14 protein-coding genes are annotated in these 14,267 nt (G+C 42.6%); 7 read left to right on the top strand and 7 right to left on the bottom strand.

Features of this window, described 5'->3' with window-relative positions:
- Window positions 1–7: 7 nt before the first annotated feature.
- Window positions 8–379: a hypothetical protein gene (locus IEV39_RS18185; protein ID WP_005281565.1), complete on the bottom strand. Its 372-nt coding sequence runs from the start codon at window positions 377–379 to the stop codon at window positions 8–10.
- Window positions 380–695: 316 nt separating this feature from the next.
- Between IEV39_RS18185 and guaD the strand changes: the two genes are divergently transcribed.
- The 3 genes from guaD (at window position 696) to IEV39_RS18170 (ending at window position 3,248) form a co-directional block, all read left to right on the top strand.
- Window positions 696–2,012, top strand: a complete 1,317-nt coding sequence (guaD, locus tag IEV39_RS18180) for a guanine deaminase (RefSeq protein ID WP_005281568.1) — start codon at window positions 696–698, stop codon at window positions 2,010–2,012.
- A gap of 224 nt (window positions 2,013–2,236) precedes the next feature.
- Window positions 2,237–2,764: a hypoxanthine phosphoribosyltransferase gene (gene hpt, locus IEV39_RS18175; protein WP_004776485.1), complete on the top strand. Its 528-nt coding sequence runs from the start codon at window positions 2,237–2,239 to the stop codon at window positions 2,762–2,764.
- A gap of 232 nt (window positions 2,765–2,996) precedes the next feature.
- A complete protein-coding gene (locus IEV39_RS18170) occupies window positions 2,997–3,248 on the top strand; it encodes a GlsB/YeaQ/YmgE family stress response membrane protein (protein WP_004660536.1) in 252 nt (83 codons plus the stop codon).
- A 55-nt stretch (window positions 3,249–3,303) separates the two neighbouring features.
- Here the strand turns inward: IEV39_RS18170 and IEV39_RS18165 are convergent, their stop codons facing one another.
- The gene (locus IEV39_RS18165; protein ID WP_005281571.1) at window positions 3,304–4,002 is read right to left on the bottom strand and encodes a DsbC family protein; all 699 of its coding nucleotides are present in this window, start codon (window positions 4,000–4,002) and stop codon (window positions 3,304–3,306) included.
- Between the two features lie 427 nt (window positions 4,003–4,429).
- Between IEV39_RS18165 and IEV39_RS18160 the strand changes: the two genes are divergently transcribed.
- Window positions 4,430–5,620: a PilT/PilU family type 4a pilus ATPase gene (locus IEV39_RS18160; protein WP_005281573.1), complete on the top strand. Its 1,191-nt coding sequence runs from the start codon at window positions 4,430–4,432 to the stop codon at window positions 5,618–5,620.
- 53 nt (window positions 5,621–5,673) lie between these two features.
- On the opposite strand, the gene mnmE is transcribed toward IEV39_RS18160, so the two are convergent.
- From mnmE to rpmH, 5 genes are all read right to left on the bottom strand, one after another.
- Window positions 5,674–7,029, bottom strand: coding sequence for a tRNA uridine-5-carboxymethylaminomethyl(34) synthesis GTPase MnmE (mnmE, locus tag IEV39_RS18155; RefSeq protein ID WP_005281576.1), 1,356 nt, complete (start codon window positions 7,027–7,029; stop codon window positions 5,674–5,676).
- A gap of 114 nt (window positions 7,030–7,143) precedes the next feature.
- Window positions 7,144–8,901 (bottom strand): membrane protein insertase YidC, encoded by a 1,758-nt coding sequence (yidC, locus tag IEV39_RS18150; protein ID WP_005281579.1) that lies wholly within the window; start codon window positions 8,899–8,901, stop codon window positions 7,144–7,146.
- A 5-nt stretch (window positions 8,902–8,906) separates the two neighbouring features.
- Window positions 8,907–9,227, bottom strand: coding sequence for a membrane protein insertion efficiency factor YidD (gene yidD / locus IEV39_RS18145; protein WP_005228171.1), 321 nt, complete (start codon window positions 9,225–9,227; stop codon window positions 8,907–8,909).
- Window positions 9,228–9,236: 9 nt separating this feature from the next.
- Window positions 9,237–9,632 carry a ribonuclease P protein component gene (gene rnpA / locus IEV39_RS18140; protein ID WP_005228170.1) on the bottom strand — a complete coding sequence of 132 codons (396 nt, stop codon included), beginning with the start codon at window positions 9,630–9,632 and terminating at the stop codon, window positions 9,237–9,239.
- Between the two features lie 27 nt (window positions 9,633–9,659).
- A complete protein-coding gene (rpmH, locus tag IEV39_RS18135) occupies window positions 9,660–9,794 on the bottom strand; it encodes a 50S ribosomal protein L34 (protein WP_000831329.1) in 135 nt (44 codons plus the stop codon).
- A gap of 668 nt (window positions 9,795–10,462) precedes the next feature.
- Here rpmH and dnaA point away from each other — a divergent pair.
- The 3 genes from dnaA to recF all read left to right on the top strand — a co-directional run bounded on the left by dnaA (window position 10,463) and on the right by recF (window position 14,238).
- On the top strand, window positions 10,463–11,866 hold the full coding sequence (gene dnaA, locus IEV39_RS18130; RefSeq protein WP_005281583.1) for a chromosomal replication initiator protein DnaA: 1,404 nt from the start codon (window positions 10,463–10,465) through the stop codon (window positions 11,864–11,866).
- A gap of 112 nt (window positions 11,867–11,978) precedes the next feature.
- Window positions 11,979–13,127: a DNA polymerase III subunit beta gene (gene dnaN / locus IEV39_RS18120; protein WP_005228168.1), complete on the top strand. Its 1,149-nt coding sequence runs from the start codon at window positions 11,979–11,981 to the stop codon at window positions 13,125–13,127.
- A 28-nt stretch (window positions 13,128–13,155) separates the two neighbouring features.
- Window positions 13,156–14,238, top strand: a complete 1,083-nt coding sequence (recF, locus tag IEV39_RS18115; RefSeq protein ID WP_005260342.1) for a DNA replication/repair protein RecF — start codon at window positions 13,156–13,158, stop codon at window positions 14,236–14,238.
- Window positions 14,239–14,267 lie beyond the last annotated feature (29 nt).

Below are 14,267 nucleotides of genomic sequence, written 5' to 3'. Positions count from 1 at the left end.
CTACTTTTTAAAAGCAGTCTTTAATAAAAGAGGGATGTGAACCCAGCTTGATAGGAATCATATTCATATCATCAAAGGTTGAGTTGAAAATTTCATTTCGAGCTTTATTCACCTTAATCCGCCCAGCTGATCGGGTGGCATTTGGCTGTTTTTCAGCGATGTTAATTTGGATAATTTCTTCATTGTTATCTTTCGCTTGAAAATCAAAGCTCAAACGCTCCTTTGCAATATCATCCAGCTTAAAATTGCCTTTGCTAATGTCTATTAACTGAGCTTGGCATTCAGTAGTATGCTTAAACGTGCTTTGATAGGTTTCGTTGTGAGAACTGCATGCCGAAATTGTGCATGCCAATAAAATAAATAACCCTGTTTTTTTCATAAATTTTCTCTTGATTTCTAAACTCTAAATGACAGCAAAGTGAATGTGCACTTGATTATAGCTTTCATAAGCACTGCCGGGCGAATGAAATAATATGATTCAGAACACATCCGGGTCTTCAAATATTCATCTACTGTTCTCAAATGCACTTCTTTTTATTGAAAATATAGATACAGCGTCGCTGAAGACACAATCAAATGGCTCAAACTACTGCTCACATTTATATACCTTTTAAGCGCATTAATTAGCCGAATAATCCAGTAAATTTGGCAAAATCAGGTACAATCAACCGAAAAAAGTAAAATTGTAGGTTGTTATGACTTTGGCTACTCCAACCACGGTGATTCGTGGTCGCTTCTTAGATATTCAAAAGACCGTTTCTCAAGCCACTGAAATTGCCGATCAAGTCCGTTATATCGAAGACGGCATAATGATCACTGAACAAGGTAAAATTCGCTGGTTTGGCCCGTGGAACGACGCTCAAGCCCATCTTCCTGCAAACGTTGAAATCCAGCATTATCCAGAACAATTGATCATCCCGGGCATGATCGATACCCATATCCATTTCCCACAAACGGAAATGGTCGGTGCTTACGGCGAACAATTATTAAGCTGGCTCAACACCTATACCTTCCCGACTGAAATTCAGTTTAAAGACAAAGCTTATGCCCAAGAGATAGCTCAGTTTTTTGTCAATGAATTGCTTAAAAACGGAACCACCACCGCGTTGGTGTTCTGTACGGTACATCCTGAATCTGTGGATGCTTTATTTGAAGCCGCAGCACAGCACCAGATGCGTTTAATCGCAGGGAAGGTGATGATGGATCGTCATGCACCAGAAGCATTGTGTGATACCGCACAGAGTGCCTATGATGATTCTAAGGCGCTGATTGAGAAGTGGCATGGACAGGGCCGTGCTTTATACGCGATTACACCACGTTTTGCGCCAACGTCTACTCCCGAACAACTGGAACAAGCAGGCCAGCTCAAAGCACAATTCCCTGATGTTTATGTACATACCCATTTAAGTGAAAACAAAGATGAAATCGCATGGGTAAAAGAGCTATTCCCTGAGCAAGATGGTTATCTGGATGTTTATCATCATTATGGCTTAACCGGTCAACGTTCTGTATTTGCGCATTGCGTCCATCTGGAAGATGCAGAATGGAAATGTATGCATGAAACCGACTCTGCGATTGCCTTCTGCCCAACTTCAAACCTGTTCTTGGGCAGTGGATTATTCCCTTTGAAAAAGACCTGGGAACAGCAAGTAAAAGTCGGTTTAGGCACTGACGTTGGGGCAGGGACTTCATTTAGTCTGTTGCAAACCGTGAATGAAGCGTACAAAGTTCAACAGTTACAAGGCGATAAACTCTCGGCTTTTGAATCGTTGTATCACGCCACACTAGGTGGGGCGAAAGCGCTGGATCTGGATGAGAAACTCGGTAACTTTAACATCGGTAAAGAAGCTGATTTCGTGGTCTTGAATACCCAGCCAACCGCGTTACAACAACTGCGTCAGTCACGTTCAAAATCGGTTGAAGATAGCCTGTTTGCTTTATTCACCATGGGCGATGACCGAAATATTGAGGCAACCTATATCTATGGACAAAAAGCCTATAGCCAAAACTAAATTTTTAAATAAACAGAGACTTGGCTTACTCTGTATTGCGATTGGATGTGCAGTTCTGCTGAAACGGGACAGCTCGTCTGCTCAAAATGAAACACATTCTTCGTCATCAAAAGGTGCATGAAAAGTGATTTTGTTTTAAAATTGCCAGATTAGCTCAAGATTTCGAGGTGTTGCAGGTCAACACCTTTTTTATTTTCCCGTTTTTAAGTTTTAGGAATCTACCGATGACCATTGCAATGCGCATTATGATTTCAAGTGAAGAGATTCAAGCCAAAGTGAAAGAACTTGGCGACAAAATCAATGCACACTATGCTCAAAGTGATAAAGAACTGGTACTGATCGGCTTATTACGTGGTTCAGTCATTTTTATGGCGGATTTATGCCGTGCCATCGACAAACCACATGAACTCGATTTTATGACCGTGTCTAGTTATGGTGGTGGAACCGTTTCCTCTCGTGATGTCAAAATTTTAAAAGATCTTGATGGCGAAATTCACGGTAAAGATGTGCTTGTGGTCGAAGATATTATCGACTCAGGTAATACCCTCAGCAAAGTGGTTGAAATGCTGAAAACCCGTAATCCAAACTCAATTGAATTATGTACTTTAGTCAGCAAGCCGTCACGCCGTGAAATTCCTTTAGATGTAAAATTTCTGGGCTTTGAAGTCGAAGACCGCTTTATTGTCGGCTATGGCCTCGACTTTGATCAAAAATATCGTCACTTGCCATTTATTGGTGAAATCGGGATTTAATCCAATCCTTCGGTTAATAATCTCGTTCCTACCTTGTCCTGCGCTCAGATCAACTGTCGAATGCTTTGGTCTGAGTGATGCGTCTAAAGCTGCTTTTTCAGCCATGCTTTAATCAAAACCCGCTAAATCCAGCACAAAAATACGACATAACTCAGTAATCCACTACAGACAAAGTTTGTGCGTATCAAGCAGGATAGTAATAAATATCACTGTTAAAACAAGGAGAAAGACAATGTGGTCTCTAATTGTGGCAATCGTCGTTGGTTTTTTTGCTGGTTTAATTGCACGTGCTTTACATCCGGGTGAAGATAAAGCAGGCTTTATTGTAACCACCTTATTAGGTATCGCAGGTTCACTCTTGGCAACCTATGGTGGTCGCTTGCTCGGCCTATATGGTGAAAATTCGGCAGCCGGTTTCATTGCCTCTGTGATTGGTGCGATCATTATTTTGTTTATCTACAATCTGGTCACCAAAAAAAGCTAGAACGGTCTAGATTAATACGCCCAATTCATTCATGTAATGGATTGGGCATTTTTATTTATAGGCCGAGTTCTTTCCAGATCGTCTGAATGTCTGCAGCACTTCGTGCACCGACCATTTTAAATCCATTGCTGAAAATCAGGGTCGGGGTGCCATCTACGGCTAATTTTCGACCGAGCTGCAAATTACGCTCTATCGGATTCGCACAGGTTTTTTGTTGCGGCTGTACATTCTTCTGCAGCAGGTTTTTCCATGCATAGGCCGGGTTAGCATCACACCAGACTGATTGAGACACAGCAACCGATTGTGCTTTTAAGGGATAGATAAAGGTATAGATGGTCACATCATTCAGCTTGTCCAGCTCGGCTTCCAGTTTCTTGCAATATGGACAGTTCGGATCGGAGAAAACCGCCAACTCACGCTTACCATTGCCTTTGACGGTTTTAATCGCATCTTTGAACGGAAGCTGTTTCCAGTCCACCGTGTTTTGCTGGATCACCAGATCCTTGGTCAAATTTTTCTGGTCTTTTAAACGCACCATTGACCCGATAAACATGTGTTGAGCACTTTCATCCAGATAGATGATCTGGTTGTCCAGACTGGCACTGTATAAACCGTTCATTGCAGTCGGTTGGATGTTGGTCACCTGAATATTGGGATATTGTTTACTCAAATTACTTTTTAAGGTCTCGACATTGGCAAAGCCCAGTGCAGAAACACAACTTAATAATGAGAAAATCCCAATTTTTTTTAACATGAGTGACACTCTATACAAAAATCAGCCGCTATTGTAATGATTATCGGACGGCCAAACAGCTCAGCTTACGCAGTAACAACCAAAATTCAACCGACGACTGTGATGTTTCACGTGGAACATCTGCTTCAATCCAAGTCTGGTTTTAGATTGCTTTTCATGAGCTATTTTTAGTTAGAAAATGACAATTATTTTCACATCACATTGAAATATCCGCGTTAATTTGAAAATAACTAGATCAATCGGGCCATGTTTGGAATAATTCCCCAGGAAACGATGAGCTGTGGAAATGATTCAGCAAATATTTGGGGTGTTTTTGAGGCTGAATAGTTTTAACCCACATTTAAAAACCATATAGATCATTCTTTTCATTGCAATTTTTAAATCGAATGGCAACAAACCATCTTATTATTCAGATCCAGGTAGATTGATGTATAGCGCAGAATTACTCGAAGAAGCCAAAACATTTATGTTTCATATGCTGACCAAAGTAGTGGAATATGGGGGTTCAGATTTATTTATTACTGCAGATTTTCCGCCCAGCATTAAATTACAGGGACTGATGCGTCCACTCGGGCAACAGGAACTGACGGCCGATAAAACCAAACTGTTTGCCTATAGCTTAATGAATGAAAAGCAACGCCAGGAGTTTGAAAAAGAATGGGAATGTAATTTTGCCATCAATGTTCCCCATGTTTCACGTTTTCGTGTCAATGTGTTTAAACAGCAGCTACAGATCGGCATGGTGATTCGTACCATTACCTCGGAAATTCCAACCTTTCAGAAGCTGAAGCTGCCTGAATCGCTTAAACAGGTGATTATGGAAAAACGTGGTCTGGTCTTGGTGGTAGGCGGTACCGGCTCAGGCAAATCAACCTCTTTGGCCGCCATGATTGATCACCGCAATGAAAACTCAGCGGGACATATCATTACCGTTGAAGATCCGGTTGAGTATGTACATAAACACAAAAAATCCATGATTACCCATCGTGAAGTCGGTGTTGATTGTCACTCATGGCAGCATGCCCTGAAAAACACCTTACGTCAGGCACCCGATGTGATCCTGATTGGGGAAATCCGTGATACGGAAACCATGGAACATGCGATTGCCTTTGCCGAAACAGGGCATCTTTGCCTAGGGACTTTACACGCCAACAATGCCAATCAGGCGCTGGACCGGATTATTAATTTCTTCCCGGAAGAACGTCGTAACCAGTTACTCATGGATCTTTCATCCAATATGAAAGGTATTATTTCTCAACGATTGGTGCGCACGCAGGATGGCAAAGGGCGTCGCGCAGCGATTGAAATCCTGCTGAATACGCCCTTAATTGCAGATAATATTTTAAAAGGCCAGTTCCACGCACTGAAAGAGATTATGAGTAAATCACGTGAGCTGGGGATGCAAACCTTCGATCAGGCTTTATTCGATCTGTATAACGAAGGCGCGATTAGCTATGATGAGGCCTTGCGTAATGCCGATTCAGTCAATGAATTGCGTTTGCAGATCAAGCTCAAAGCCACACGTCAGGACGGCGCGCCAGCTGCCATGATGACGGCATTAAATGTGGTACCAGAACAAAAAGCAGAGCAAGAACAGACCGCTGAAGAGAAGGAATAAAAAATGGCTTGGATTGCAATACAATTCAAGCCATAAGTATTTGATTTAATTGATTATTTACCAATACAAAATGAACCAAAAATCTTCCCTAGAAGATCATCGGCACTAAAGTCACCGGTGATTTCACCCAATGCATTTTGTGCCAGACGCAATGATTCAGCCACCAGTTCACCTGCGTTAAACACAACAAGTTGCTCACGTGCCTCGGCAAGATAGCGCTGAGTGCGCTTCATTGCGTCTAAATGACGTGTTCGGGCAATAAAGGTGTCTTCCTCAGGCTGGAAGCCTGCATGCGCTGTAATCGCTTCTATAAGCGCCTGAACACCCATATCCTGTTTGGCAGACACACTGATATGACGGAAGCCCTGATAATCACTTAAAGTCGCCTCCTGACCGGTTAAATCACATTTATTACCGATCAACAGTAAACGTTTCGGTTCAAGATGATCGGCAAAATATTCGCGCGCCAGCTGCAACGGTTCATCGCCCTGGTTTAAATCGTAGACCAGCAGTAATAAATCGGCCTGTTCAATTTCTTTAATCGCACGACGAATCCCTTCCTGCTCGACGATATCACCTGTTTCACGTAAACCGGCAGTATCGGTTAAGGTAATTGGCAAACCATTCAAACTGATCTTTTCATGCAATACATCGCGGGTGGTTCCGGCAATATCGGTCACAATGGCCCGTTCGTGGCCCGCCAGCGCGTTTAACAGGCTGGATTTGCCCGCGTTCGGCTTACCGGCGATCACTACCTGCAAACCTTCACGTAACAGCTGACCTTGGCGTGCAGATTGCTGTACGGCCTTAACCGAGTCCTGTACATCATCCAGCAAAGCTAAAATCTTGCCATCGGCAAGGAAATCAATTTCTTCTTCTGGAAAATCAATGGCCGCTTCCACATGCAAACGCAAGTGAATCAGCTTTTCTAAAACGGTATTAATTTTGGTTGAAAAGGCACCCTGTAAGGAACGAACCGCTGAACGTGCGGCGGCCTGTGAGGTTGCATCAATCAAATCAGCGATCGCTTCGGCTTGCACCAGATCCATCTTGCCGTTTTCAAAGGCACGCATGGAAAACTCACCCGCCTTGGCAGCCGTCGCACCCAAATCCAGTAAACGCGCTAATAACGCATTCTGAATAACTGGGCCACCATGCCCCTGTAATTCCACCACATCCTCACCGGTAAACGAATGCGGATTTGGAAAACACAGTACAATGCCTTCATCCATCACTGAACCATCCGCATCACAGAACTGACGGAAGCCAGCCATGCGGGCAGCAGGAAGAGTTTTCTGGGTCAACTGTTCAGCAATGGCATAAGCTTTAGGGCCGGAAAGTCGAATCACGCCCACACCACCACGACCTAATGGGGTAGCAATCGCAGCAATTGTGGTTTGATGTTGCATGTTAAATTCACCTAAAAAACACGAGGGTTATGAAACAGGAACCCTAAATACAGACAAAGAAAAATCCGCTTAAGATTACCATCTTAAGCGGATTTATTCAGCAAAAGTTCGAACTTAAGAACTCGATTCAACCTTGTTGAGACGGTCTTTTTCGACACCTTTGTTAATAAACCATTGTTGCAAAATGGTAATACTGTTGTTGACGATCCAGTAAAGCACCAAACCGGCAGGGAAGAACAACATGAATACCGTAAACATGATTGGCATGATACGGAACACTTTTGCCTGCATAGGATCAGTCGGTTGTGGATTCAACATTTGCTGAACGAACATGGTCACACCCATGATCAACGGCAAGATAAACCATGGATCCATTGCCGATAAGTCTTGAATCCAGCCTAACCATGGTGCATGACGCAATTCAACCGATTCCATCAATACCCAGTACAAGGCCAAGAAAATCGGCATTTGTAACAATAACGGCAAGCAACCAGACAATGGATTGACTTGTTCACGCTTGTATAAGGCCATCATTTCTTGAGAGAAGCGCATACGGTCTTCACCAAATTCTTCTTTCATGCGTTGCATTTCTGGTGCAATCACACGCATTTTCGCCATTGAGCGATAACTTTTTGAAGAAAGTGGCCATAAAATCAATTTCACCAAGATCGTCAATAAGATAATTGACCAACCCCAGTTACCAATGATGTTATGGAAGAACTGTAAGCCCAGGAACAAGAGTTTGGCAATCGGCCATAACCAGCCGTAATCTACAGTCTGGTTTAAACCAGCAGCTAGATCTTTGAGTTCAGACTGAATTTTTGGACCAGAATAAAGTTGCGCATCCACTTCCATTGAGGTACCGGCCGGTACATTGATCACTGGAGAGGTGAAGCCCATGATATTCATGTGATCGGCAGACTGGCGCGATTCCAGTTTAGCCACATAAGGCTGGCCATCCGCTTGGGTCAGTTTCAGATTACCCGGAATCCAGGCACTGACGAAATAATGCTGAACCATGGCAACCCAGCCGCCTTTGGCTTCAACACTCAATTTTTCATCATTAAAATTGCTGAATTTCAACTTGTTATAATGCGCGTCTGGTGTACCCCATGCGCCACCCAGATAAGTTCCAAGGGTAAAGATACCTTGAGAAGATTTACCCGGATCATCAGAATTGTCACGCTTTAACTGACCAAACATCTGGCCTTGCCAGTTTTGCTGACTACGGTTAACAACCTGATGTTTCACTGTAATTGGATAATCACCTTGGGTGAAGATGAACGACTTGATCACTTCCACACCTTCAGGTGTTTTAAATACCAATGGCACAGTCAACACTTGATGTGTCTTACCATCTTTTGAGGCAACGCTCTTCGCATCCGCCAAAGTATATGCTGTTTTTTCAACATCATACATTGGACGTCCGCCACGGCTGCTATCTGGTCCATTCAAACCGATCAAACCAGATTGAGCGACGTAAGTACGTTTCGCATCACTTTCCAGCATGACAAACGGTTTATCGCTGTCTTTGCTTTCATCATGGCTTAACAATTCAATACGAACGATATCACCACCTTTAGGATTGATCCAAAGATGATACAGATCCGTTTGTACTGAAATCAGTTGCTGACTCACAGATGGTGTTTCTGTGGTTTGTGATGCAGTCACATTTGCTTGTGGCAAGTCTGAAGCCGCTGTTGCATTTTGAGCATTTGGCAAATCTGCAGATACATCATGTGCAGTGACAGCCGCCGCTTGTTGTTGCGGTGCTGGTGCAGCATGACCATAGTCTTTTTGCCAAGCCAAAATAAGCAAATATGCGGTAACAAACATGGCTCCAAGAATTGCAAATCTGGCCCATTGTTGCATATCTATTATCCCAAATGATTAGAGAGATTTTGCTTGAATAAACGATCACGAAAGGGTACAGCAACGTGATGCATTTGAGAATCTATTTGATGAAACGAAATAAAACGAAGTGCTTTGCGGGGTACCGGATCATAGCCTGAACCACCCCAAGGATGACAACGGCAAATTCGCTGAGTCGATAGCCATACACCTTTGAGCGCACCATGCGTTTGTAAAGCTTCAATTGCATATTGCGAGCACGTGGGAATATAGCGACAACGAGGACCCAATAATGGACTAATTGCAATCTGGTAACATCTTATCAACCAATGAAGTAAACGTACCATTGGAGATCTCTAATTCTGGAGGGATGTCACAACGACTTTGGAATGCTTCTTTGCTAAGCGTTGTAATTTTTGCCAAGCAAAATCTAATTGTTGATGTAATTCTTCATTTGAAATTGCTTCTATACCTACTTTAGGCATCACCACAATATCGATATCAGCATTAAATTGTGCTTGATGGATACGAAAGCTCTCCCGAGCAAGACGTTTTATTCGATTTCGTTCATGAGCACGACGTACCTTTTTTTTAGCAACGACAATACCCAAACGGCTGTTAGGCTGTTCGGTTAATTTTGCTAAAAAAAGGAAATGGGGCTGATGCACTTTAAAAAGCGCACCATCAAATACACTTTTATAATCAGCAGCACAACGAATACGAGATTCAGTACTGAAACTGTAAAGTGTCATCACCCAAGTCTGGTCAGCTTAACAGTATTAAACAGTTAAGCTATGACGACCTTTTGCACGACGACGAGCTAACACTTGACGACCTGCTTTAGTAGCCATACGAGCGCGGAAACCATGAACGCGTTTACGCTTTAATTCAGATGGTTGGAAAGTACGTTTCATTTCGAAACTCCAAAATGATCTTTCTATAAAGGTCCGCGATTTTATTGTGCAATGTTTACGCTGTCAATGAAAAATCAAAAACTTTACATTTTCTTTGTTCTGTTTTGAAGCAATAGCGCTACGCGTAAAGAAGTGCTTTTATTGAAAACAAAAAATATACACAAGCTATCTCTTTATATTATATCAACATTCAGCTATATTCACAGCTTAATAGCACAGTTATCAACAATTCAATTTCTGATTTAAATTTAATTCTTGGATTTTGAATTTAAATTTCGATATGCTCGGTTATCCACAATTCCGTTAAACCCCTATAAGTAAATTCAAATTTTAAAATTTAAATTTATTCTTATTAGGGGGGATTTTTTCTGTGGAAAGTGACGTTTTTATATAAATAAACAAATAGTTACTTTGTGGATAACCATGTTTTTATCAATTTTATAGATTGTGGATAACTTGAGGGTTGAAATTATCCACAGCTTGTGCAAAAAGTTATACACAAGTGGTTTTGAATTTAAATTTATAAACGACTGCTTTCTTTTTCAGCAAAAGTCCCATAAATTGGCCTGACAGATGTGGATAACTTGGTTAGAATGGCGACCCCTTCGAAAGATGGGGCTGGTGATTTTTATTTTTTGAATTTAAAAATGGATATATAGGGGATGCACATGCTCTGGACAGACTGCTTAACTCGCTTGCGACAAGAGCTCTCTGATAACGTCTTTGCGATGTGGATTCGTCCTTTAGTTGCCGAAGAGGTTGATGGTGTGATGCGTTTATACGCACCGAACCCTTATTGGACCCGTTATATTCAAGATAACCATTTAGAATTGATTTCAATTCTTGCTGAACAACTGTCTGAAGGTCGCGTACGTCAGGTTGAGATTTTGGTCGACTCTCGCCCAGGGACAATTTTGTCTTCGAATGAACAACCAGCCACGACCACTGCTGCTTTAAGTAGTGCGCCAACCGCCACTGCCGTACCAGTTAAAGCCAAAAAAGAATCTGATCTGATCCAACCCGGCCAAAATGTCACGAAAATACCGAAGAAAAGACAACTTAATCCGTTATTTACATTTTCTTTATTTGTTGAAGGCCGTTCTAACCAGATGGCTGCTGAGACTTGCCGTAAGGTATTAACCCAATTAGGTGCATCTCAGCACAATCCTTTATTTTTGTATGGCCCAACTGGTTTGGGTAAAACCCACTTGATGCAAGCGGTCGGTAATGCGCTGTTACAAGCCAAACCCAATGCACGGGTGATGTATATGACTTCAGAAAGTTTTGTACAAGACTTTGTCAGTTCATTACAGAAAGGCAAGGTTGAAGAATTTAAGAAAAATTGTCGTTCTTTAGATTTACTCTTGGTCGATGATATTCATTTGCTTGCCGGTAAAGAAGCCAGCCTTGTTGAATTCTTTTATACTTTCAATGCCTTACTGGATGAATCCAAGCAAATTATTCTCACTTCAGACCGTTATCCAAAAGAACTCACCGAACTTGATCCACGTCTGGTTTCTCGATTCTCTTGGGGACTGTCGGTGGGGGTAGAACCACCGGATATTGAAACCCGTATCGAAATCTTGCTGAAAAAAGCTGAAAATAGTGGCGTCGATTTACCGCGCAACTGTGCTTTGTTTATTGCGCAACAAGTGGTCGCAAACGTGCGTGAACTTGAAGGTGCATTGAATAAAGTTGTGGCAATTTCACGATTTAAAGGGACCGCCATCGATCTCGATGTGGTGAGGGAATCCTTAAAAGACGTGCTGGCGATCCGTGCCCGGACCATTAGTGTAGAAAACATCCAGCGTGTGGTCAGTGAATACTTCCGCATTCCGCTAAAAGAACTGATTGGGCCAAAACGTACCCGTATTTATGCCCGACCTCGTCAATTGGCGATGGGATTGGCGCGTGAATTAACCGGAGACAGTTTTCCGGAAATCGGTATGGCCTTCGGTGGGCGAGATCACAGTACCGTGATGCACGCCTGCGAAAAAGTGGTCAGCTTGCGCGAGGAAGATCCAATTTTTAATGAAGATTATAAAAACTTACTTCGTTTATTACAAAGTTAGGCCTGAGCATAATCTCGGCTGACTCAATTTTCATGGTTGCAAACTGCTTTTAAGTGCAGCATAGTACACTGCTAACATTCATATCGGCTTCTGTTGTAAGAGGAATAAAATCGTGCGTTTGAAAATCGCTAAAGAAAGTTTACTCAATGTGTTATCCCATGTGGTCGGGGCTGTAGAGCGTCGTCATACCTTGAATATTCTTTCAAATGTCAAAATTCAAACCACGCAACAGGCCTTAACCATTACCGGTTCTGATTTAGAAGTTGAACTGGTGGCAAGCACAACGTTAGCTGAAGGTGCTTGTCTGGAAGCAGGGGAGACCACCGTTCCGGCACGTAAACTGGTCGAAATTTGTAAATCTCTTCCGACAGCAGCCTTGATTGACTTACAAATTACAGAAGATCAGCGTTGTATTTTAAAATCGGGTAACAGCCGCTTTGTGTTGGGTACACTTCCAGCGGATGATTATCCTTTACTCACCACTGAAAATAGCCAGGGCACACAAGTTCAGGTGACTCAGCGTGAATTAAAACGTTTATTTGAAAAAACTGCCTTTGCAATGGCGGTACAGGATGTACGTTTCTATCTGACTGGTACTTTGCTGGAAATTGATCAAAATCAATTACGTACCGTAACCACAGACGGTCACCGTTTGGCATTGTGCGAAGTATTGGCATCCTCAACTGCTGCTGCACCGATTCAGGCCATTGTACCGCGTAAAGCCGTGGGTGAATTGCAGCGTTTATTGAGTATTGAAGATGAGCAGCTTACCTTGCTCATTGGTCGTGAATTGTTGAATGTCACGATTAATACGCCAAGCCGTGATAAAGAGCAGGGTGATATTACCGTTCGTTTCACCACCAAATTGATTGATGGTAAATTCCCTGATTATCGCCGTGTTATTCCGAAAGGTGGTGATAAGCATGTGTTTATTGCGCATGATGTATTTAAACAGTCTTTACAACGGGTCGCGATTTTAAGTAATGAAAAATTACGTGGCGTGTTCCTGAATTTTAATCAGGATTCGTTGCAACTCCGTGCTAATAACCCGGAGCAAGATGAAGCGGTTGAAGATATTGCAATTCAATATCAGGATGCACCACTGGAAATGTCATTTAATGCGCAATATATCCTGGATGTATTGAGTGTGCTGGATGGCGATGATGTGAGAATGAGCATGACTGAAGCAAATCAATCGGTACTTGTTCAAGATCCAGCGCATCCAGACCAGACTTATGTTGTTATGCCGATGCGTGTGTAATTGGCATTGATGATTTGAGTTTTTAAGCATGCAAATCACGCGTTTAAATATCGAACGTGTACGTAATTTAAAGGCGGTTGCACTCAATGAGTTGCAACCGTTTAATATTTTTTACGGGTCGAATGGTTCTGGAAAGACCTCAATTCTGGAATCTATCCATTTATTGGCCACAGGTCGCTCATTTCGCACCCATATTCCCAAGCATTACATCCAGTACGAGGCTGATGATGCGATTGTCTTCGCACAGTCGGCCAGTGAACGGATTGGCATGCAAAAACTGGCTTCGGGTGAGCAACTGATCAAGGTCAATGGCGATACTATTGCCACTCAAGGGCAACTGGCAAAACTTTTGCCCTTACAACATATTGATCCGCAAAGTACCGATATTATTGATCATGGCGCCAAACCCAGACGGCAATTGCTGGACTGGTTGATGTTCCACGTGGAACCTGAGTTCTATTTTGCCTGGCAGTACTATTCTCGTGCCTTAAAACAGCGTAATAGCTTGTTAAAGACCCGACGTAACCTGAGCTTGGCCGATTTAGAGCCGTGGAACAAAATGCTGAGTGATTATGGCGAAATTTTGCACTCGCAACGGGTCGGTATCGTGGAGCAATGGAACCAGTTCTTTCAGGAAGATTTGCAGCAACTATTGCCAAATCTTGAAATTGAACTGGAATATCACGCCGGTTTTCATACCGAACAGGGGCTGTTGCAGGACCTGATTCAACAGCATCAAAGAGACCAGGAACGGCGTTATACCGAGTATGGTCCACATCGTGCAGATTTGCGCTTGAAAACCCCGTATGGCAATGCCGATGACGTGTTATCACGTGGGCAAAAAAAGTTGTTAATCATGGCATTAAAACTGTCACAAATTGCAATGCTGCATGCGAGTAACAAGGAAACTGTGGTATTATTAGATGATCTGACAGCAGAGTTAGATTTAGCTGCACAACAACGTTTAATTGAGCGATTGAGTCAGTTAGGAAGTCAGGTTTTTATGACGACCTTAGACCATACGTCGGTATTAAAACACTTACATGATTTGTCGATTTCCTTTCAATTGTTTCACGTTGTCCAAGGCCAAGTCAGTCTTGCTGCGCCATAATTTTATTTCCTCATCTTTGGATAGATTAG

The sequence above is a fragment of the Acinetobacter courvalinii genome (assembly GCF_014635545.1).
Classification (GTDB): Bacteria; Pseudomonadota; Gammaproteobacteria; order Pseudomonadales; family Moraxellaceae; genus Acinetobacter; species Acinetobacter courvalinii.
The sequence above is the reverse complement of the archived record's forward strand: the minus strand, read 5'-3'. Positions and strand labels throughout refer to the sequence as shown.

Bases quoted from the DNA above. Each gene is read 5' to 3' on its own strand.
- dnaA (WP_005281583.1), top strand. From the start codon at position 10,463: ATGCTCTGGACAGACTGCTTAACTCGCTTGCGACAAGAGCTCTCTGAT.
- rpmH (WP_000831329.1), bottom strand. From the start codon at position 9,794: ATGAAACGTACTTTCCAACCATCTGAATTAAAGCGTAAACGCGTTCAT.
- recF (WP_005260342.1), top strand. From the start codon at position 13,156: ATGCAAATCACGCGTTTAAATATCGAACGTGTACGTAATTTAAAGGCG.
- IEV39_RS18165 (WP_005281571.1), bottom strand. From the start codon at position 4,002: ATGTTAAAAAAAATTGGGATTTTCTCATTATTAAGTTGTGTTTCTGCA.
- guaD (WP_005281568.1), top strand. From the start codon at position 696: ATGACTTTGGCTACTCCAACCACGGTGATTCGTGGTCGCTTCTTAGAT.
- IEV39_RS18160 (WP_005281573.1), top strand. From the start codon at position 4,430: ATGTATAGCGCAGAATTACTCGAAGAAGCCAAAACATTTATGTTTCAT.
- IEV39_RS18170 (WP_004660536.1), top strand. From the start codon at position 2,997: ATGTGGTCTCTAATTGTGGCAATCGTCGTTGGTTTTTTTGCTGGTTTA.
- yidC (WP_005281579.1), bottom strand. From the start codon at position 8,901: ATGCAACAATGGGCCAGATTTGCAATTCTTGGAGCCATGTTTGTTACC.
- rnpA (WP_005228170.1), bottom strand. From the start codon at position 9,632: ATGACACTTTACAGTTTCAGTACTGAATCTCGTATTCGTTGTGCTGCT.
- IEV39_RS18185 (WP_005281565.1), bottom strand. From the start codon at position 379: ATGAAAAAAACAGGGTTATTTATTTTATTGGCATGCACAATTTCGGCA.
- hpt (WP_004776485.1), top strand. From the start codon at position 2,237: ATGACCATTGCAATGCGCATTATGATTTCAAGTGAAGAGATTCAAGCC.
- yidD (WP_005228171.1), bottom strand. From the start codon at position 9,227: ATGGTACGTTTACTTCATTGGTTGATAAGATGTTACCAGATTGCAATT.
- mnmE (WP_005281576.1), bottom strand. From the start codon at position 7,029: ATGCAACATCAAACCACAATTGCTGCGATTGCTACCCCATTAGGTCGT.